The sequence below is a fragment of the Gordonibacter pamelaeae genome, assembly GCF_003340385.1.
In the GTDB taxonomy this organism is placed as follows: Bacteria; Actinomycetota; Coriobacteriia; order Coriobacteriales; family Eggerthellaceae; genus Gordonibacter; species Gordonibacter pamelaeae.
Genome location: NZ_PPTS01000004.1, coordinates 192,724 through 212,356 on the forward strand (window position 1 = coordinate 192,724; position 19,633 = coordinate 212,356).

11 protein-coding genes are annotated in these 19,633 nt (G+C 62.3%); 4 read left to right on the forward strand and 7 right to left on the reverse strand.

Annotation, left to right across the window (positions count from 1 at the left end):
* Positions 1-22 precede the first annotated feature (22 nt).
* A complete protein-coding gene (gene cas1, locus C1877_RS08025) occupies positions 23-901 on the reverse strand; it encodes a type II CRISPR-associated endonuclease Cas1 (protein WP_114568895.1) in 879 nt (292 codons plus the stop codon).
* Positions 891-5,006 (reverse strand): type II CRISPR RNA-guided endonuclease Cas9, encoded by a 4,116-nt coding sequence (cas9, locus tag C1877_RS08030; protein WP_114568896.1) that lies wholly within the window; start codon positions 5,004-5,006, stop codon positions 891-893. Before cas9 ends, cas1 begins: the two co-directional genes overlap by 11 nt.
* Before the next feature lie 400 nt (positions 5,007-5,406).
* Here cas9 and ettA point away from each other — a divergent pair, with 400 nt between their 5' ends.
* Positions 5,407-7,086: an energy-dependent translational throttle protein EttA gene (ettA, locus tag C1877_RS08035; protein ID WP_114568897.1), complete on the forward strand. Its 1,680-nt coding sequence runs from the start codon at positions 5,407-5,409 to the stop codon at positions 7,084-7,086.
* Positions 7,087-7,163: 77 nt separating this feature from the next.
* On the opposite strand, the gene fdhF is transcribed toward ettA, so the two are convergent.
* Together fdhF and C1877_RS08045 are read right to left on the reverse strand one after the other, a co-directional pair.
* Positions 7,164-9,875, reverse strand: a complete 2,712-nt coding sequence (fdhF, locus tag C1877_RS08040; protein WP_114568898.1) for a formate dehydrogenase subunit alpha — start codon at positions 9,873-9,875, stop codon at positions 7,164-7,166.
* Positions 9,868-11,706 (reverse strand): NAD(P)-binding protein, encoded by a 1,839-nt coding sequence (locus C1877_RS08045; protein ID WP_187143849.1) that lies wholly within the window; start codon positions 11,704-11,706, stop codon positions 9,868-9,870. The genes fdhF and C1877_RS08045 overlap by 8 nt, the downstream gene beginning before the upstream one ends.
* A gap of 338 nt (positions 11,707-12,044) precedes the next feature.
* Between C1877_RS08045 and C1877_RS08050 the strand changes: the two genes are divergently transcribed.
* Complete coding sequence (locus C1877_RS08050; RefSeq protein WP_114568899.1) at positions 12,045-13,001, forward strand: L-lactate dehydrogenase; 957 nt, start codon at positions 12,045-12,047, stop codon at positions 12,999-13,001.
* Between the two features lie 122 nt (positions 13,002-13,123).
* Positions 13,124-16,783: a hypothetical protein gene (locus C1877_RS15155; RefSeq protein WP_147274533.1), complete on the forward strand. Its 3,660-nt coding sequence runs from the start codon at positions 13,124-13,126 to the stop codon at positions 16,781-16,783.
* A gap of 21 nt (positions 16,784-16,804) precedes the next feature.
* Here C1877_RS15155 and C1877_RS08055 read toward each other — a convergent pair whose 3' ends face one another.
* The 3 genes from C1877_RS08055 to C1877_RS08065 form a co-directional block, all read right to left on the reverse strand.
* Entirely contained in the window at positions 16,805-17,641 is an 837-nt protein-coding gene (locus tag C1877_RS08055) for a TrmH family RNA methyltransferase (RefSeq protein WP_114568900.1), read from the reverse strand.
* A gap of 14 nt (positions 17,642-17,655) precedes the next feature.
* Positions 17,656-18,258: a bifunctional phosphoserine phosphatase/homoserine phosphotransferase ThrH gene (gene thrH / locus C1877_RS08060; protein ID WP_015538904.1), complete on the reverse strand. Its 603-nt coding sequence runs from the start codon at positions 18,256-18,258 to the stop codon at positions 17,656-17,658.
* A gap of 171 nt (positions 18,259-18,429) precedes the next feature.
* Complete coding sequence (locus tag C1877_RS08065) at positions 18,430-18,813, reverse strand: RidA family protein (protein ID WP_114568901.1); 384 nt, start codon at positions 18,811-18,813, stop codon at positions 18,430-18,432.
* A 107-nt stretch (positions 18,814-18,920) separates the two neighbouring features.
* Between C1877_RS08065 and C1877_RS08070 the strand changes: the two genes are divergently transcribed.
* Positions 18,921-19,511: a hypothetical protein gene (locus tag C1877_RS08070; RefSeq protein ID WP_015538903.1), complete on the forward strand. Its 591-nt coding sequence runs from the start codon at positions 18,921-18,923 to the stop codon at positions 19,509-19,511.
* Positions 19,512-19,633: the final 122 nt, after the last annotated feature.

Sequence of the window (19,633 nt, forward strand, 5' to 3'; positions counted from 1 at the left end):
TAGCGGATCCTCTCCCGAGCGCTCATAGCTGCTCGAAGCCCTCGATCTCGGACGGTGCCAAGCTCTTGTTGAGCGCTGCGAGGCAATCCTGCACGAAAAGCGACACCACCGAATGCAGGCGGTACGAGCCTCCTTTGTACGACACCACGCGATTCCCCAGATCGCCGAGCAGGCGACGGACGTCCTGGTCGAAAAGCTCCTGAGCGTAGTCGAAGGCGAGGCGATCGACAACGGGCCGGAAGGGCTCCATCAAATCGCAGGAGAAGTTGAACTGGTTGTACTCGTTGCGGTGGCAGACGCCGCACTGCGTCAGGTACCCGCGCGAGACCACCTCCCGGTTCACCATGGAAAGCAGCACCGCGTACCCGTAGTTCAAAGCGGCGTTGAGCGGCGTGTTGTCGTCGCGCGAGAAATCGCGGCCGAACAGCGCGGCGAAGTACACCCGCGCCGCACGGGCCTCCCGATTCGTCGTGTCGCCCGATTTCACCTCGTCACGACACGCGTACAGGGACTTCGCGGCCTCGGGCAGGTCCTTCTCCTCAAGCAACCGCGCCTGCTGGCGGATCTTCTCCTTGACCACCTGCTGCCACACGCGCTTCTTTATGGGCTCACCCCATGCCAGCTGTTCCGCGACGCGCTTGCTCGCGTTGTGGGCGCCGTACAGCGGCAGGTACTGGCCGATAGGGTTGCACTTCTCGTCGGCCACCACCAGCGATATCTTGCACTTGGCCAACTCCACCAACAAATAGGCGCTCAAATACACCTGGGTATTCTGCAAAATAATGGAGGATATCTCCGACAGATGGATCTTCTTCGTGTCATCGGTCTTCCGCACCACCAAGTATCCGCCCTGGTAGCCGCACTGGCACTGGCTCTCGATGAAGATGGTTCTAAAGGCCAAGGCGACACCGCCTCTCGAACATGCCGGTGACGGACGAGTCGACGAAGAGGATGCCATTTGTCGACAGTTCTTTAGAGAACGTGATTTTCATCTGCCCCGATGATCCTTTTCGGCCTATCGGCTTCAAGTCTATGCTGTTCCTATGCGCCGCCGCGATCGACGTCAACGACAGCAGAACTTCCCTCTTGCCCGAGGCTGTTGCCGCGATGAACCCCTCTTCCATTTCAGCCACCTTCATGAGGCGAGCCAAACGCGGTGCGCATGCAAGGTATTTGCGCTGCATCGATCTGAACAAGTCGAGCAATTCCCCTTCCTCGCATTCCTCGCCTTGTTCAATTCGGCAGATGAGCTTCGTCTCATCTTGTGAAAAAGCAAGCTGCCTGGCATTCCTCACCTCTTCTCTCCCCGTGACATACAACCGCGAATCGCCAACGATGATCTGCTGGTACTTGTACACCTTGCGCCGCCGGATACGCTCGAAAACCAAGCCCTCCGCCTCGGCGAGCCCGCGTGCGTAGTCTTCCAACGCATCCGGGTCGCTCGCCAAAGCCGATGCAACCCGCACCGGCACCGGCGCGAACTCCAACACCCGCTGCTTTTTCTTGGGCTTCACGGCTTCATACACGAAGAAGTAGGCGAACTGCTCGCGCGAGTAGCTGCCGTACTTGCGCGGATCAAGACCTTTCTTCAGAGGAAGGTTCAGCGTCTTGCCCGCCGCCCTCGGCGAGTAGATGGTCGCGTCCCAAAACGCTCCATGCGTCTCTTCGGGCATGCGTGAGATGAAACAATCCTTATAGTCGAAACAACGCCTAATACGGTCGATCTCTGCCCCGGCGTCCCACGCATCGCGGAACACCTCACCCGTCTCCACATCGAATCCTGGCGTCATGAAGCTCGACGCAATGAAACCGGCCGAGCCCGGCAGCTCTCGCGTTCGGCGATAGTCCTCCGCCTGCTTCTTGATGAACTGCTTTACCACCGCGGCCATCTTCACCGGCTCGCTGTACACGGCGCTGTGTCGGTACTGCACGAACCTCCCCACCTGGCACGCCAGATAGGCGTCGTGCGCATGATGGAAGTCGTTGATCTCGCGGCTCTTCGCCAGCGCGCATCCAACACGCAGTTGATGCGACACGCCCGCCTTCACCGGCTGCACCTCGCTCTCGGGGTAGCGCGCCTGCAGAAGCTGCTGCACTTGCTTCACCATCTGGCCCGTCTCAACCAGCTGGCGGCTCACGAACTTCTTCATCTGTTCGTCGCTCACGCTCGTGCGTGTGAGGTTGTTGAACTTCTTCTCGCCGATGAGCTCCGCATCGCGCAGCGTGCGCCAAAAGCCGCGCATGCGCGCGATGAGCCGCTCGTCCAGCAGCAGCGTGTCGCCCTTACGCTGATTGGTGTCAGGACGCACCAGCACCTTGTTCTCGAAGCTGTCGTCTTTGACGTACGACTGCGGCAGGATATGGTCTACCTGGTACGTCTGCAGCTTGTTGATGTCGAGCGCATCGCCCGAGTACATGCACTTGCCGCATTGCATGAAGTAGAGCATCAGCCGCTCGTCGTCGAGCGCGCGCGGATCCCGCTCCTTGAGCTCGGCGTACACGTCGGCGCACTGCGCCTTGATGCTGGAAAGCGCCGCGTCCAGGGCCCGGTAGCGGCTCGTGGTGCGTCTTCCCTTGTTGCGCGCATCCTCGTCGCGCGTCACCTCCACATAGATGTGCGCAGGGGGCTTGCCGGCGATCCCGGCGATCTCGTCTACGACTCGCAGCGCCTGGTTGATGCCGCGACGCAAAGCGGGAGAGCCCGTCACCTCGTCGACCGACATGCCGCCCACCGCAAGCGCGCGCTCGCGGTTGCGCTCGTCGATCTTCACTTGGAACTCCAGCAGATCGTCGTGCAGTATCTCCATAAGGTTCATGGCCGCCCCCATGCGCTGCGCATGGTTCGGGTCGCCTTCCAAAAGGATGTCCATAATGGTTTTCGGCCCGTTGTCAGTATCGCTGCGCAGCCCGCGTAGAAGCTCGCCCGACAGTCGGCCCCAACCGGTGTAGCGCTTCTGACAGAGCTTGCGGACCTGCGCGTCGCCCAGGCGGTCGCCGTACGCCAGCTTGATCTTGCGCTTCAGGATCGAGCGATCCTCGAACACGGTGTTCCATAGGATGATGTCCTCGGCCATGGCGGCGTCGGCGTCCGACAGCTCGCCAACCCCGAGGATCTTGCAGAAGTCGTAGTGCGAGGAGAGCTGCGATTCGAACGCGTCCTCGCCCTGCCCGCCCGATACGTGGTACGCCCCGCCGGCCGACTTGCCGCCCTCGGGCCCGTGCGTCCGCGCGAGCCACTTCTCCGCCGCCTCGTAGGTCACGCGCTTGCGCTTCTTAAACAGGTCCTCCACGATACCCAGGCGATCGGCCGCGTCGAAGCGGTAGCTCTTGTCGCCATCCTGCGTCCAGCGGGCTCCGGCGAGCTCGTTCAGCACGCAGAACAGCTCGTAGTCGAGCGAGCAGCGCGCCAGCACCGGCTCGCCTTTCAGGTAGGTGCACGTGCCCGTCATGCGGCGGATGAAGTCCTCGGCGCTTCGGTCCTTGTCGATGACGTCTTCCCAGTTCCAGGGGTAGACGCGCGCGTCCTCCATCCCCGACTTGCGCGACGACCACGCAAAGCGCGTCTCGCCCTTGCCATCGCGCGCGGCGTTCTTCTGCGTCAGCGGCCCCACGTAATACGGAATGCGGAAGCTCACGAGCGATTTCAGCTTGTCCTTCTCCTGCGCAAGGAAGGGGTAAAACGCCGCCTGCCGCTCGATGATGGCGTCCATCTCCTCGAGGTGCAGCTGGTAGGGGATCGTTCCGTTGTCGCTCGTCTTGAGCCGCCGCAAAAACGTGCCCGCCTCGATCGCGCGCTCGACGTCCGCATAGCGCTCGTCGGCCTGGGCGCCGATGTCCTTGAGCAGCTTCTGCACCTCTTTGAGGAAATCCTCGTGCGAGAGCTTGCTCGTGCCCAGGTTGTACTTGGTGTAGCCCTGCGCCCTGCCGGGATCGTAGTCGTGCGTGCCTTCATAGGAGGGCCCGCGGAAGAACTCGTCGTAGCGCTCGGGGCCGTAGGTGCGCACCAGGCTCTTGAGCGTTTCAAGCTCCCTGCGGTAACGCTCGTACTCGCCCATCTTGCAAAACGAGAGCGTTTCTCCCTGAGCCTCGCTCAAAATACCCATCAGCACGTAGGACGAATACACCGCCCGCAGCGCCTCGAAGAGGTCGCGTCCCTCGTCGGGGCAGGCATAGGACTCCACTTTCTCGTCGTTGGAGAGCGCGAACTTGCTGCCCTCCGCCTCGGTGAGGAACACGTGCGCGAACTCGGCCGCATATCCCACCATAGCGCCGGAAACCGCCTTGGCCAGCTTCTTGTACGCCTTCTCCACGCCGAGCGTGGCTTCCACCCGCTCGCGCTTCTCGGCCGACCGCAACGACGTGTCGACCAGCGCCTTCTCCAGCGCCGCCGCATCACATGCGCAGTCGATGTCATGCGCCTCGCACCATTCCTCGAGTGCCCTGCACAGCTCATCGACCGCATCCCCCATGTTTGCGTTCTTCGCGCTGAGCGCGGGGTTGTCCTGGTGCAGGAAATTGCCGCGATGCTTCACGATGTTGTGGAGTGCCAGGTAGACGAGCCTGATATCGGCCTTCTCGTCGGACTTTATCAAGTACGCGCGTAGATGGTAGATCGTGGGGAACCGCTTATAATAGTCGGCTTCGGTAAAATCGGCCCCATTGAACAGCGGCCAGCGGTAGTCGGCATGCGCCGGATCGCGGTTCTCGGGATGCAGGCGCGCCTGGTTGAGGCGGATGAAGAACTCGGGGTCCACCTTGGCCACTTCGTCCGCGAAGAACCTTTGCAGCAAGTCGATCCGCTGGCGCCGGCGATCGTAGCGGCGTCGCTGTCCGCGATGCACCCGGGCCTCGGCGGCGGTCTCCGCCGTCGGGAACACGCGGCTCCCCCAAGTGGGCTTGCCTTTGAAGCGGCAGAGATCGCCGTTGTCGTCGAGCACCGCCCAGCCAACCGACCCCGTGCCGATGTCCAGCCCCACCTGATACGATTCGACGTTGCGCAGATTCATAGGTTCCCCTTTCCGGATGTACCTGCTAGAATGGGCAACATCTTGATACCAGTCAAGATGTCACTGCAAGTCAAAATAAAGGCTCAGCCTTACCTGCCCTTCGGGGCGCCGCGGAGGCGGCATTTTGACTTATTACGGGGCCCTTCGGGGCCCTGTTTTTTCTTCTACAATCAACCTTCTCCCAGCAGAACAAATCACGTGCGAAAGCGCATCTTCTCTTGATGCCTTGCCCCTGTTAATTATACGCCGTAAGGTAAGCAACCACGATCAGCACTTAACCTATCCCCTCTTCGCACCCGGGTACCGCAAATGCCGCAGAAACCGTGATAAGCTCGCACATCAGCCCCGCTCGTGCGACAATAGCGCGTGCACGAACGAACCCCGACCCAGAAAGCTCGACATGCCAGAATTCATTTACCAGATGCATCAGGCCCGCAAGGCGCACGGCGACAAGGTCATCCTCGACGACGTGACGCTGTCGTTCTACCCCGGCGCGAAGATCGGCGTCGTGGGGCCGAACGGCATGGGCAAGTCCACCCTGCTCAAGATCATGGCCGGCCTCGAGGAGGTCACGAACGGCGAGGCGCGCCTCACGCCGGGCTATTCCGTGGGCATCCTGCTCCAAGAACCGCCCCTCGACGAGGATAAGACGGTCCTCGAGAACATCAAGCAGGCCTTCGGCGACATCTTCGCGAAGGTGGAGCGCTTCAACGCCATCGGCATGGAGATGGCCGAGCCCGACGCCGACTTCGACGCGCTCATGGAGGAGATGGGCCAGCTCCAGACCGAGATCGACGCCGCGAACGGCTGGGACCTTGACAGCCAGCTCTCCCAGGCCATGGACGCGCTGCAGTGCCCCGACCCCGACGAGAGGGTCGACCACCTCTCCGGCGGCGAGCGGCGCCGCGTGGCGCTCTGCCGCCTGCTGCTCGAGGCGCCCGACCTGCTGCTGCTCGACGAGCCCACGAACCACCTGGACGCAGAATCGGTGCTCTGGCTCGAGCAGTTCCTGCGGAACTACCCCGGCGCGGTGCTGGCCGTCACGCACGACCGCTACTTCCTCGACCACGTGGCCGAGTGGATCTGCGAGGTAGACCGCGGCAGCCTCTTCCCCTACAAGGGCAACTACTCCACCTACCTGGAGACGAAGGCCGCCCGCATCGAGGCGCAGGGCCAGAGCCAGGAGAAGCTGGCGAAGAAGCTGAAGAAGGAGCTCGAGTGGGTGCGCTCGAGCCCCAAGGCCCGCCAGGCCAAGAGCAAGGCGCGCCTGGCCGCCTACGAGCAGATGGCCGCCGAGGCGCGCGCGAACAAGAAGCTCGACTACAACGAGATCCAGATCCCCGTGCCGCCCCGCCTGGGCGCGAAGGTCATCGAGGCGAGCCACCTGCACAAGGCCTTCGGCGACCGCGCGCTCATCGACGACCTGTCGTTCGACCTGCCCCCGAACGGCATCGTGGGCGTCATCGGCCCGAACGGCGTGGGCAAGTCCACCCTGTTCAAGATGATCATGGGCCTGGAGCCGGTCGACGGCGGCACGCTGGACATCGGCGAGACGGTGTCCATCAGCTACGTCGACCAGAACCGCGAGGGCATCGACCCGAACACGAAGCTGTGGGAGGTCGTCTCCGGCGGCAACGACTACATGATCGTGGGCGACACGGAGATCCCCAGCCGCGCCTACGTGGCCAGCTTCGGCTTCAAAGGCTCCGACCAGCAGAAGCCGGCCGGCGTGCTCTCCGGCGGCGAGCGCAACCGCCTGAACCTGGCGCTCACGCTCAAGCAGGGCGGCAACCTGCTTTTGCTCGACGAGCCCACGAACGACCTGGACACCGAGACGCTGGCCAGCCTGGAAGAGGCGCTGCTGGCGTTCCCCGGCTGCGCCGTGGTGACCTCGCACGACCGCTGGTTCCTCGACCGCGTGGCCACGCACATCCTGGCCTGGGAGGGCACCGACGAGAACCCCGGCAACTGGACGTGGTTCGAGGGCAACTTCGAGGCCTACCAGGAGAACCGCCTGGAGCGCCTGGGGCCCGAGGCCTCCAAGCCCCACCGCCTGCACCGCAAGCTCACGCGCGACTAGGCGAAAGCGAGCAAGGGGCGGTCCGAACCCGACCCATCCCCCGCAACGCGAGCGGCGGCCCCTCGGCCGCCGCTTTTCTATGCCTTCTCCACCCGCACCGCGCAGACCTTGTACTCGGGGGCCTTCGACACGGGGTCGAGGGCGGCGATGGTGAGCCAGTTGCTGTTTCCGTCCTGGAAGTGGAAGGGCATCCACGTCTGGCCGGGGTTGGTCTTGTCCGACACATAGGCCGTGGTCTCGAGGGACCCGCGGCGCGACGTCACGCGCACCCGGTCGCCGTCGGCGATGCCGAGGGCGGCGGCATCGGCATCGTTCAGCTCGATGAACGAGCTGCCGGACAGCGCGCCCAGGCCCTCGGTGCGCCCGGTCATCGCGCATGCGTTGTACTGGGCGAGCACGCGGCCCGTCATCATGGCCAGCGGGTATTCCTCGTCGGGAAGCTCCGCCGAGGGACGGTAGTCCGGCGTGGAGAACGCGCCCACCCCCTGTGCGAACTCGTGCCGGTGCAGGATGGGCGTGCCGGGATGCCCCGCGTGCGGGCACGGCCACTGAAGGCCCCGCCCGGCCACCTCGTCGCCGTCGAGGCGCACATGGCCCACGCCGCCGTACGACGGCGTGACCGAGGCTATCTCGTCCATGACCTCCGCGGCGGTCAAACGCGGCTGCCCGTAGCCCATGCGGTTCATGACCTCCGTGAACACGTCGGTGTCCAGCCGCGGCCCTACCGGCCCCTCCACGGCCTTGCGCACGCGCTGCACGCGGCGCTCGGTGTTCGTGAACGTGCCCTCCTTCTCCGCGTAGCTGCGCCCGGGCAGCACGACGTCGGCCAGCTTCGCCGTCTCGGTGAGGAACAGGTCCTGCACCACGAGGAAGTCGAGCGCCGCGAGCGCCCGCAGCACGTGCCCCGTGTCCGGGTCGGTGCGCACCGGGTCCTCGCCGAACAGGAACAGCCCGCGCACGCGCCCCTCCAGCATGGCGGGGAAGCATTCGGTGGCCTTGAGCCCCCGCTCGCGCGGTAGGCTCGCGCCCCAGGCGCGCTCGAAGCGGCGCAGCACCTCGGGATCGGCCACCTTCTGGTAGCCCGGCAGGTCGTCCGGGCCGGCACCCATGTCGCAGGCTCCCTGCACGTTGTTCTGCCCGCGCAGCGGGTTCACGCCGCCGCCGGGCTTGCCGAGGTTGCCCGTGATCATGGCGATGTTCGAGAGCGCCATCACGCCGTCGGTGCCGGTGGAGTGCTCGGTCACGCCCAGGCAGTACACGATGGCGGCCGCGCCCGCCCCTCCGTACATCTTCGCGGCGGACACGAGGTCTCGCTGGTCGATGTCGCAGATCTCGGCCACGCGCGCGGGCGTGTAGTCGCGCACCGTGGCGGCCAGCACCTCGATGCCCTCCGTGCGCTCGCGCACGAACTCGGCATCGTAGAGGCCCTCGGCCAAAAGGACGTTCACGATGCCGTTCGCGAACGCCACGTTCGTGCCGGGCCGCAGCTTCAGATGGAGGTCCGCCTGCGCGGCCAGCCCGATGTCGCGCGGGTCCACCACGATGAGGCGGCAGCCCCGCTCCACGGCGGCGCGCAGCTGCATGCCGATGACCGGATGGGCCTCCTCGGGGTTCGACCCCACGAGCATGACCACGTCCGCCTTCCGGCACACGTCGTCGATGGAGTTCGTCATCGCTCCCGAGCCAAGCATGGTCGCCAGACCGGCGACGGTGGGAGCGTGTCAAACACGCGCGCAGCAGTCCACGTTGTTCGTGTGGAGGCTTATGCGCGCCATCTTCTGGAACAGGTAGATGTCCTCGTTGGTGGACCGCGAGCAGGCGAAGGCCGCGAGCGCCTCCCCGCCGTGCTCGTCGCGCAGCTCGGCGAAGCGGCGCGCCACCAGGTCGAGCGCGTCGTCCCAGCTTGCCGGCTCGAGCTCGCCCGTGGCGGCGTTGCGCACGAGCGGCGCGGTCAGGCGGTCGGGCGCATCGACGAAGTCGAAGCTGCCGGAGCGGCCCTTCACGCACAGAAGCCCCTTGTTCGACGGCCCCGGCGCGCCCTCCGCATCCACGATACGGCCGTCCTTCACCACGAGGTCCAGCTGGCAGCCCACGCCGCAGTGCGGGCAGGTGGTGCGCACGCGCTCCGTCTCCCACGAGCGGTAGGCGCCGCGGCGCTTCTCCACGAGCGCGCCCGTGGGGCACGCCTGCGCGCAGTTGCCGCACGACTCGCAGGCGCTCGCGCGCCAGTCCGGCCCGAACGGGGCCTCGACGGTCGTGCGCGTCCCGCGCTTGCCCGTGCGCAGCGCGTGGTTGCGCGCGGCGGCGTTGCAGGCGCCCACGCAGCGCTGGCAGCGGATGCACAGGTTCGGGTCGTAGCGCAAAAACGGGTTGCCGTCCAGCACGGGCTCCTGCGCGCGCGGCGCCGGGTGCGCCGGGCCCTCCACGCCATACTCGCGGCAGAGGTCGGCCAGCTCGCAGGCCCCATTCTTGTCGCATGAAAAGCACGGCGCGCCCACGCCCTGCCCGTGGTCGGCGATGATCAGCTCGAGCGCGACCCTTCGATAGGCCTGCACGCGCGGCGAGTCGGTGGTCACGGCCATGCCGTCCCACACGGCCGTCGAGCACGACGGCACCGGGTGGGCCAGGCCCTCCACGTCCACCACGCACACGCGGCACGAGCCGACGGCGCTCACGTCCTTCAAGTAGCAGAGCGTAGGTATGCGGACGCCCGCCTCCCGCGCCGCCTCCAGCACGGTCGTGCCCGCAGGCACCTCCCGCGCAATGCCGTCTATCGTGATGCTAGGCATACTGTTCCCTGCCTTCCTCGGTCGCGCCGCAGCCGAACACGTCGCAGCGCAGGCAGCGGCCGCACTCCTGCTCGGCCTCCTCGCGGCTCATGCCGCACTCGACGTCCTTGAAATCGCGCTTGCGCTCGCGCGCCGGCCGTTCCACCAGCTCCACGCGACCCTTGGGCGTGCGGTCGTTGGGCGGGGCCGGCGGGGCCGAGACCCCGCAGGCCAGCTTGTGCGAGCAGCCCAGGTACGCATCGATGTTGCGCGCGGCCACCTTGCCCGCCGCGATGGCGCGGATGACCGTGGCCGGCCCTGTCTGGCAGTCGCCGCCCACGAACACGTTGCCATACCCCGCGGCCGCCAGGCCCTCGTCGGCGTCGAAGCAGCCCCGGACGGTTGCCATGCCGAACTCCTCGAACGGCTCCGTCTCGACGCCCTGCCCCACCGCGATGAGCACGATGTCCGCCGCGATGCGCTCTTGCGGCTTGTCCGCCGTCACCGGTGCCGGACGGCCGCCGCGCACGGCGCCTATCATCTGGGGCTGCGTGACGAGCGCCGCGCAACGTCCCTTCCCGTCCACTTCGATGCCCACGGGTGCCTGCAGCACCACCAGTTCCACGCCCTCGGCCACGGCGCTCTCCACCTCGGCCGGAAGCGCCGTCATGTCCTCCTTGCGGCGGCGGTACACCACGGACACCTCCTCGGCGCCGGCACGCACCGCCGTGCGCGCGCAGTCCATGGCCACGTTGCCGCCGCCCACCACGGCCACCCTCTTGCCTGTAAAGTCGGGGTAGTCGCCATCGCCGATGGCGCCCAACAGCTTAACGGCCGACATGACACCCGCGGCGTCCGCGTTCGGCAACGCAAGCGTCTTGCCCGCCTGCGCGCCCACGGCCACATACACCGCATAGTAGTTCTCGGCGATCTCGGCCATCTCGCGCGCGCCCACCGGCGTGTCGCAGAGCGCCGTGATGGAGCCGGCAGAGAGGATGCCGCGCAGGTCCTCGTCCAGGCGCTCGCGCGGAAGGCGGTAGGCGGGTATGCCGTAACGCAGCATGCCGCCCAGCTGGCTGCGCGCCTCGAACACCGTCACGCGGTGCCCCATGAGCGCAAGGAAGTACGCGCAGGTGAGCCCGCTCGGGCCGCCCCCCACCACGGCGATGTTCCGCGCGGTGTCCACACTGTGCGGCGGCGGTGCCACCTGGTCGGCGGGAACCTGGTCCACGGCGAACCGCTTGATGCCGCGGATGTTCACCGGAGCGTCGATGAGCGTGCGGCGGCACCGGGCCTCGCAAGGGTGCTCGCACACGAACGCGCAGGCCGTGGGGAACGGGTTGTCCTTGCGCACCAGGTTCACGGCGCCGGCGTAGTCGCCAGCCGCCACGAGCGCGATGTAGCCGGGCACGTCCACGTGCGCCGGGCAGAGCGTCTCGCAGGGGACCGTCTGGCCCACGCCTGCGGCGCAAGAGCGCGCGCCCACGTGGCGCGCGAACTCGTCGGCGAAGTCGTCCAAGCCCTCGAGCAGGGCGTTCGCCGCCTCGTAGCCGATGGCGCAGTCCGACGTGCCGCGCACCATCTCGGCCAGCGCGCGGACCTCAGCAAGCGTCCCCGCGTCCGCCTCGCAGTCCGCCACGCGCCCGACGAGAGCCGCCAGCCGCGGCAGCCCGTCGCGGCACGGCACGCACTTCCCACACGTCTGCGCCGCAGCCGCCTGCAGAAGCGCCTGCTGCACCACGACCGGGCAGGTGCCCGGCGGCGTGGCGCCCACGCGGCGCACGTACTTGTCCAGAGTGGCGACGATGCGCCCGTCGTCCTTCGCCTTGGGCGCCACCGATAACCTTGCCAATGACCCTCCCCCGCTCGCTTCGCCATCACACCTCCGCATCATAGCAGAGCAGCCGCGCCCCCGGCGGCGGCCGCACCGGGAACCGCAAACCCCACGGGAATTTCGACGGGCGGCAGCATTTTGAAACATTCAGCCTGCAACCGAAGCAGAGCAGAACCGCGTTGGGCAGCCAACCTCTTCCGTTTCTTTTAATACAGAAAGCGATGCCGCATCATCCTGATCGCCATCACTTTGTCAAACGGGAAAACCTTGGCGAAACCCTTGAGGCCTTGACGGCGACACGTCGTTGCAGTAGGTTCGAGCTCATACGCTACCGCTACACTAGGGAAAGGCTTCACATGGCCAAAGCCGCCAACAACCGGAAAGTCGCCATTGTCGGATGCGGGTTCGTGGGATCGGCCACGGCGTTCGCGCTCATGCAGAGCGAGCTGTTCACCGAGATGGTGCTCATCGACGTCGACCGCGACCGCGCCGAGGGCGAGGCGCTCGACATCGCGCACGGCATGCCCTTCGCCGGCCCCATGAACATCTACGCGGGCGACTACGACGACGCGGCCGACGCGGCCATCATCATCGTCACGGCCGGCGCGAACCAGCAGCCCGGCGAGACGCGCCTCGACCTCGTGCACAAGAACGTGCGCATCTTCAAGTCCATCATCCCCGAGATCGCGCGCCGCGACTACCAGGGCATCCTGCTGGTGGTGTCGAACCCGGTGGACATCCTCACGCACGTGGCGCTGAAGCTCTCGGGCATGCCGGAGAACCGCGTGATCGGGTCGGGCACCGTGCTGGACACCGCGCGCTTCAAGTACATCCTCGGCGAGCACCTCGGCGTGGACCCGCGCAACGTGCACGCGCGCATCATCGGCGAGCACGGCGACAGCGAGATCGCGGCTTGGAGCACGGCGAACGTCTCGGGCATCCCCGTGAACGACTTCTGCGAGCTGCGCGGCCATTTCGACCACGAGGAGTCCATGCAGCGCATCGCCGAGGACGTGAAGAACAGCGCCTACGAAATCATCGCGAAGAAGAAGGCCACCTACTACGGCATCGCCATGTCGGTGAAGCGCATCTGCGAGGCCATCGTCCGCGACGAGAAGCCCATCCTGCCCGTGTCGAACTTCCAGCACGGCGTCCACGACCTGCACGACGTGGTGCTGAGCATGCCCGCGGTCGTGGGCAAGGACGGCATCGAGTACCAGGTGCCCACCCCGCTCTCCGACGACGAGCTGGCCCGCCTGCACGCATCCGCGAAGGCGCTGCAAGAAGTGATGGCCGGGCTGGATTTGGAATAATCGGGCAAGCCAAGACGAAGAGCGGTTTTGCCCTTCGAGGCGAAAATCAACTCGGTATTGCGAAAACCCAAGCGAGAAAGGAAAATAACCAGGTTCGGTAAAACTCTTATGATGGGCGATCGGTGACAAGAATTAACGAGATCGAGAAAGCGTTACTCCAACTCGAAGGAGGAGCTTTCCAAAAGTTAGCTGAAGAGTATCTCTTCAGAAAAAGAGGCTTTTCCAATTTCAGCGCACTTGGATCTCAACCAGGAACCAATAAAACAACCGCGGGCATCCCAGACGCTCATGAAGTCGGGAAAAGCGGAACTATCCTTATCGCGTTCACCACATCCCAATGCAATTCATACAATAAACTCTCTGAAGACATAAATGATTGCCTTGATTTCGAGAGGCTCGACCTAAAAGAGGAAGACGTTCTCGAAATAATCTGCTGCCATACATGTACTCGCATCACGCCCGAACAAGAAATTACCTTAAAAGCACGAGATCATCGCATCGAACTCGTCGGACCAAGACAAATCGCTCAAGACTTAAATGCATCCTTCCCCCAGGTAGCACATGACCACTTGGGAATTGAAATAGGCAATGGGTCACTGTGCACAATAAGAGATTTTGTTGAAAAAGAGGAGCGCCGAAAGTACGCAACACCGCAGTCAGGAGCTATCCGAGGTCGCGAAAATGATTTAACCGCCGTCGTAGAAAGCATTAATCAACATCAAATTGTTGTTTTATCGGGAAACTCGGGATGCGGGAAAACTAAGATCGCCATCGAAGCAGCAAGAGCCTATCAGGAAAATATATCTGCCGAAGTCTTAATACTTGAATCCAACGCCGGGCACAATGCCGAGACCGATATTGAACTCTTTCTTCGTCATGCGCAAAACACCCTTGTTATCGCAGACGACGCCAATGAGCTTTACTCCTTTAGGCACCTTCTCGAAGTTGCGGTAGACAACCCAGAACTAAAAATACTTATAACCGTGAGGAACTATGCCCTTGAAAAAATAAGATCTCTCGTTAATCAAGCTTGCGGAGGAGCTTTTTTCGAAATTACCATTCTTTCTGAAACCACTATCGAAGAAATACTGCGCCAAGACTACGGAATTAATAACCCGACATTCCTTAATCAGATTATGAAAGTAGCTCGAGGAAACATCCGCCTCGCAATAATGGCGAGTATCAGTGCACGCAAGGAGGGGTACGGCGCTATCGCCGACGCGTACGGCATCCTCGACACATATTTGAGCACGGCAATAGAAAATCTGCCGGAAAATGCACTTGGAATCCTTTCTATCGTATCCGCCTTCGAGGTCTGCGACCTTTCGAGTGGAGATCCAGCTTTCGAGCTAATCATTGAGCAAGGTTATACTGAAAAACAAGTCGTGGCCTGCGTTTATTCATTATTCGAAAAGTCAATTATTGATCTCTGCGAAAGAGCCAGCGATGGCGCTTTAGCAATTCGTTTTGAGCAACAAAACCTAAAGGATTATTTGATATATAAGAGTTTTTGTGTTGGTAAGGTCTTAAAGTTAAGTGATTACATTCTTCTATGCGTTCACAATAATAGAAATTCCCTTGTGCGCACCATAAATGTTCTACTAAATATTTTTGGCAATAAGCAAACCTACGATTTTGTCTGCGAAGAATGCGAGACAGCTTGGCTAGCCACGAAGGAGGAAACGACTCGCAAGGAATTAATGGAAGCACTTCACCCCCTATTGCCAGAGCATTCATTACAGTATGCCAAAGAAGAAGTTGAGAACGCTGAACCGAGGTCCTTTTTCAACGATCCCGAGTGGGAGAACAATTATTACACTCACTCCACTGTGCTGGAAATACTCTGCAGTACGAAAAACCACAGACATTTTGTGCAGGCTCTACCGGTTTTGATTGCATGCATTGAAAAAGGGAGCGAGCGTTGTTCTGATTACAAGAACGCGCTAGAAAACGACTTGGCCATAAACGAGAACTCTATCGAAAACGGTTTCTCCGATGAAATAGTTCTACTTCAGAAGCTTGAAGCATCCTACGAGAAGACTTCATCAGAAAACGTTGGGATCAGCGCCCTTACATTAGCCTGCAACTACATGAAACGCAAAGTCATGATAAATCGGCATTCGGAAAATGGCTTGGAAATAGCTCATCTTCATCTCCCTTATTCTGACGGTCTTGCGCGCTTACATGAAACGTGCCTCGCAACGCTCGCGAAACTTGCACCCAGCCCCGAGCTGAAACCGCTTGTCGGCAAATTCCTGCATAGCCATTTCAACTATTCCGAGAAGCACCCGCCTAAAGACGAGGATGCCAGTTTACTTGCGATTGACGTCAAGGCAGTTCTGCATCTGTCCTCTAGCCTGCTCGATCATCGTATCTACGAAGACTGCGTTATTTGCGAGAAATTGGTATTCCTTGCTGAAAGGCTTTCGGTTTCTAACGACGATCTCAATCTGCCAAGTCTGCCTGCAGATTTCATTTCTTATCGCTTCTTCATCGATCGAGAGAACTCAGAGAGTTTCATCACACAGATTTTGCTAGAGTGGGATCAAACCGCTTTCAAAGAACTTTTTTCATACGCGGAAAGAGTGTCGAATAAATCCAATTTTGATACTTATTATTTAAGGAGGTCTATCGATTCCCTCTTTTCTCTCTCCTCAAGGCTTGATAATGTTTCGATACCCCCCATCGTCCTCTTTGAATGCTACGTTCAGGAATCAGCTACACTACCCGCCCCTTCTCCAACATCCATTTCTTCCCTTATCTCCTCAGCTGGGTACAAGGAGATACGCTCCATCGCAACAAATAAAGTGAATCCATCTCCTGAACTTCTGTTGACAATTGACGAATGCATTCCTGACCGCGACATCAATGCAGGAGCATGTGAAAAAATAATGCTGAATGCGGCGAAAAGCCAAGGGCTTCTTGAAGCGAAAACCGTCTTGCGTATAAACGCCCAGGAAAGCGGATTCGCCCAGAAGTATTGCGGAAGCGCGTTTGATAAAAGAAAGATTGACGTTAACCACGCATTACATTTCTTCCTTACCCTCAATTGCCTAAATGAATCCGAAACTGCCGAATTTTTCAAAGAGGCATTTGGCGACAATGCTTTCTTACTACGATCAACCTTTTTTCGCCTGGTGGCATATTCCCACTTTGATTTTCATGGAAAAACATTTCGATATTTATGCGACACGGATCAATCATTTATCAAGGACTTTATTGAAAAGGCGATTAACTTAGAATACATCGACTCGAAAACCGCTCTAGCAAGGCTCCATTCTCTTCTTTCTGACGAAACAGACCAACGCATGCTTGAAGCATTAGATTATCTTTACGAAATGAAGCCGGCTTATTTCAGCTTCAATATGGGACACGTTTTTGAACATGCAAATTCGACAAACCGCCAGCGCTCCAAAGACTTCCTCATTCGTTACATTAAGGAAAACATAGCGAACAAGGACAAGGCATATGCAGCGTTCGCGGTAGTTGCGGAATTTTCCGAAAATGAACTTGAAGATATAATCGTCGACATCATGACATTTGATAAGTCCGGGGCTTTTCTCAACCCATTAATGTTTGAACCTGCAACTCGATCAGCATCTATCGACACGGGATTCGCGCCGCAGATTCAAAGCGAGATCGATATGATAGATCGAATATCTTTCCGACTTCCTTCGGATTCGCAATATATCGACCACCGAGCTTTCCTCAAAAAAGTTATAGCCGTTAAACGAGCAGAAATGGATCAAGAAAAATGGCGAACTTTTCATGAGAGGGGCTAGCAGATAAACCAAACATTTTGCTTAACGCCACTTCGTGCGCAGTTCCCAGAAGGCCACGGCGCTGGCGGCGGCCACGTTGAGGGAGTCCACGTCGTGGTCCATGGGGATCTTCACGGTGTAGTCGCTGGCGGCTATCGTGGAGGCGGCCAGGCCGTCGCCCTCGGTGCCGAGCACGAGCGCCAGGCGCTCGCAGTCGCGCAGGCGCGCATCGTGCAGGTAGATCGCGTCGTCCGCGAGCGCGAGCGCGGCCGTGGCGAAGCCGAGCGAGCGCAAGAGCGGCACGCCCTCCGTCGCCCAATCGCGCACGCTGCCGATGCGCGTCCACGGCACCTGGAACACCGTCCCCATCGACACGCGCGCGGCACGGCGGTACAGCGGGTCGTGGCACGACGGCGTGACCAGCACCGCGTCGATGCCGAGCGCCGCCGCCGAGCGGAAGACGGCCCCGATGTTCGTGTAGTTCACCACGTCCTCGAGCACGGCTACGCGGCGCGCGCCCGCCAACAGCTCCTCCACGCTCGGCAGCGCCGGCCGCTCGAACGCCGCGAGCGCCCCGCGCGTCACCTCGTAGCCGGTGAGCGCGTGAAACTGCTCGCGCGTGGCCACGAACACGGGCATCTCCGCATCGGCCGCGAGCGCCCGCTCGACGACCGGCATGGTCTGGTCGAGCCACTTCTCCTCCATGAACAGCGAGCGCATCCGCACGCCGGCGTCCAGCGCGCGCTCGATCACCTTGCGCGACTCGCCGATGAACAGGCCGTGCGCGCTGTCGGGACAGTCGCGCAGCTGCGAATCGGTCATGCCCGAGTACACCGCGAGCCGCGGGTCGCCCAAACCGTCGAGATGGATGATCGGCACGGGACGCCCTCTCCCTACGCGACGGCCTGCTTGATGGCGGCCAGCAGGTCGCCGAACTCCTCGAAGGCCGGCAGGTCGGGGTTGTCGGCCTTGATGGCGTCGGTGCTGCGGAACAGGAAGCCGGCCTTGCTCGCACGGATCATCGCCAGGTCGTTGAAGCTGTCGCCGGCGGCGATGGTGTCGAAGCCGCACGACTGCAGCGCGCGCACCGTGGTGAGCTTGGACTCGGGGCAGCGCATGCGGATGCCGGCGATCCGGCCGTCGGCGGTCATGTCCAGCTCGTTGCAGAAGATGGTCGGCCACCCCAGCTTCTCCATGAGCGGGCTCGCGAACTGGGTGAACGTGTCGCTGATGATGATGACCTGCATCTGCGAGCGCAGCTCGTCCAGAAACTCCCGCGCGCCCGGCAGCGGGTCGATGGCGGCGATGGTGCGCTGGATCTCGGGAAGGCCCAGGCCGTGCTCTGCGAGCGTGTCCAGGCGGAAGGCCATGAGCTTGTCGTAGTCGGGCTCGTCGCGCGTGGTGCGCTTGAGCTCGGGGATGCCGCTCGCCTCGGCGAACGCGATCCATATCTCGGGCACGAGCACGCCCTCCAGGTCAAGGCAGGTCACATACATAGGTACAACCCCTCTTCTCGAACGTTTCCCGAACGCCTCCCGCACGTCCGCCGGATGCGGCTTACAGCATACCCGAGCCGGCCCGGTTCCGCCACGTCGCGCCCGGTCGTTTCGTCGCCCGGACACGCGCGCCGGGAAGCGGCGGCCGCACGTGCGCCCCTTGGTTGCCGGCTACGCGCCCGGCACCTCGGCCACCACTTCCACCTCCACGAGCGCGCCCTTCGGCAGGCCCGCCACCTGCACCGCCGAGCGCGCGGGCAAATGAGCGCCGAACGAGCGGGCGTACACCTCGTTCACCGCCGCGAAGTCGCCCAGATCGGCAAGGAAGCACGTGGCCTTCGCCACGTGGTCGAAATCGGTGCCGGCGGCCGCGAGCAGCGCGCCCACGTTGCGCATGACCTGCTCCGCCTGCTCGGCCGCCGTCTCCCCCACAAGCTCGCCCGTGGCCGGGTCGAGCGCGATCTGCCCCGAGGCGAACAGCAGCCCTCCCGCCACGACCCCCTGCGAATAGGGGCCGATGGCCGCCGGGGCCCCCTTCGTCTCGACAACGTCCATGAGCGCTTCCTTCCGTGTTCGGTGTTTCCGCCCATTCTAGCGCATCGCCCGGGCCCCGTTTGCCCTATACTCTTTCCAACCGATCCATCCGATGCGAAGGAGGCCGCATGGCCGCTACCGTCAAGACCCTTATCGAGCACAGCGGCGAGCTGTACTGGGGCACGCGCCAGGCGATGCCGGGATACCATTTCGGGCTGTCGCTTAACGTGATGGAGAACGGGCTGGTCGCGCGCGTGGTGTACGTGATGAGCGACCTGGACGACAGCGAGGAGCCGCTCGTGACGCCCGAGCTTCTGGCCTCGGCGTGCTTCTCCGTGGACGACCTCGCCGGCAACGGCATTGTGCTAAGCGACCTTCTGGACGACGAGGAGGCCGACGACGAGGGCGTCATCGGCTGGTACTGCGTGGAGGAGTCGTTCTTCGGCAAGGACGACGTGGAGGCGCTGCGCGCCAGCAACGACCAGCTGGACGGCTACCTGGACATCGTCCTTGCCATCATGACTATCTCGGCGGACGAGATAGCCGCCGGCATGCCGTCGCTCGAGGAGGTGTCGTTCTTCGACTTGCTCGACGAGCTGGAGGGCATCGCGGTGCTCATCGACGAGGGCGCGCTGGCAAAGCCGCTCCCCTTCACGTTCCGCCTGATAGGCGATGCGCTTCTGGGATGGGAGTCCGCCGACGAGGAGGACTGGCGCTAAGGAGGGGCGAGCGGCCGCGCAAGCGAGGCTCCGCAGCCGCGCCGTTCCAGCTGGCGCGGCCCCTCCCTTTATGTTACTATAGTAGTATCATTTAACGGCAGGGCAGCGGCGCGGGGCCGCCG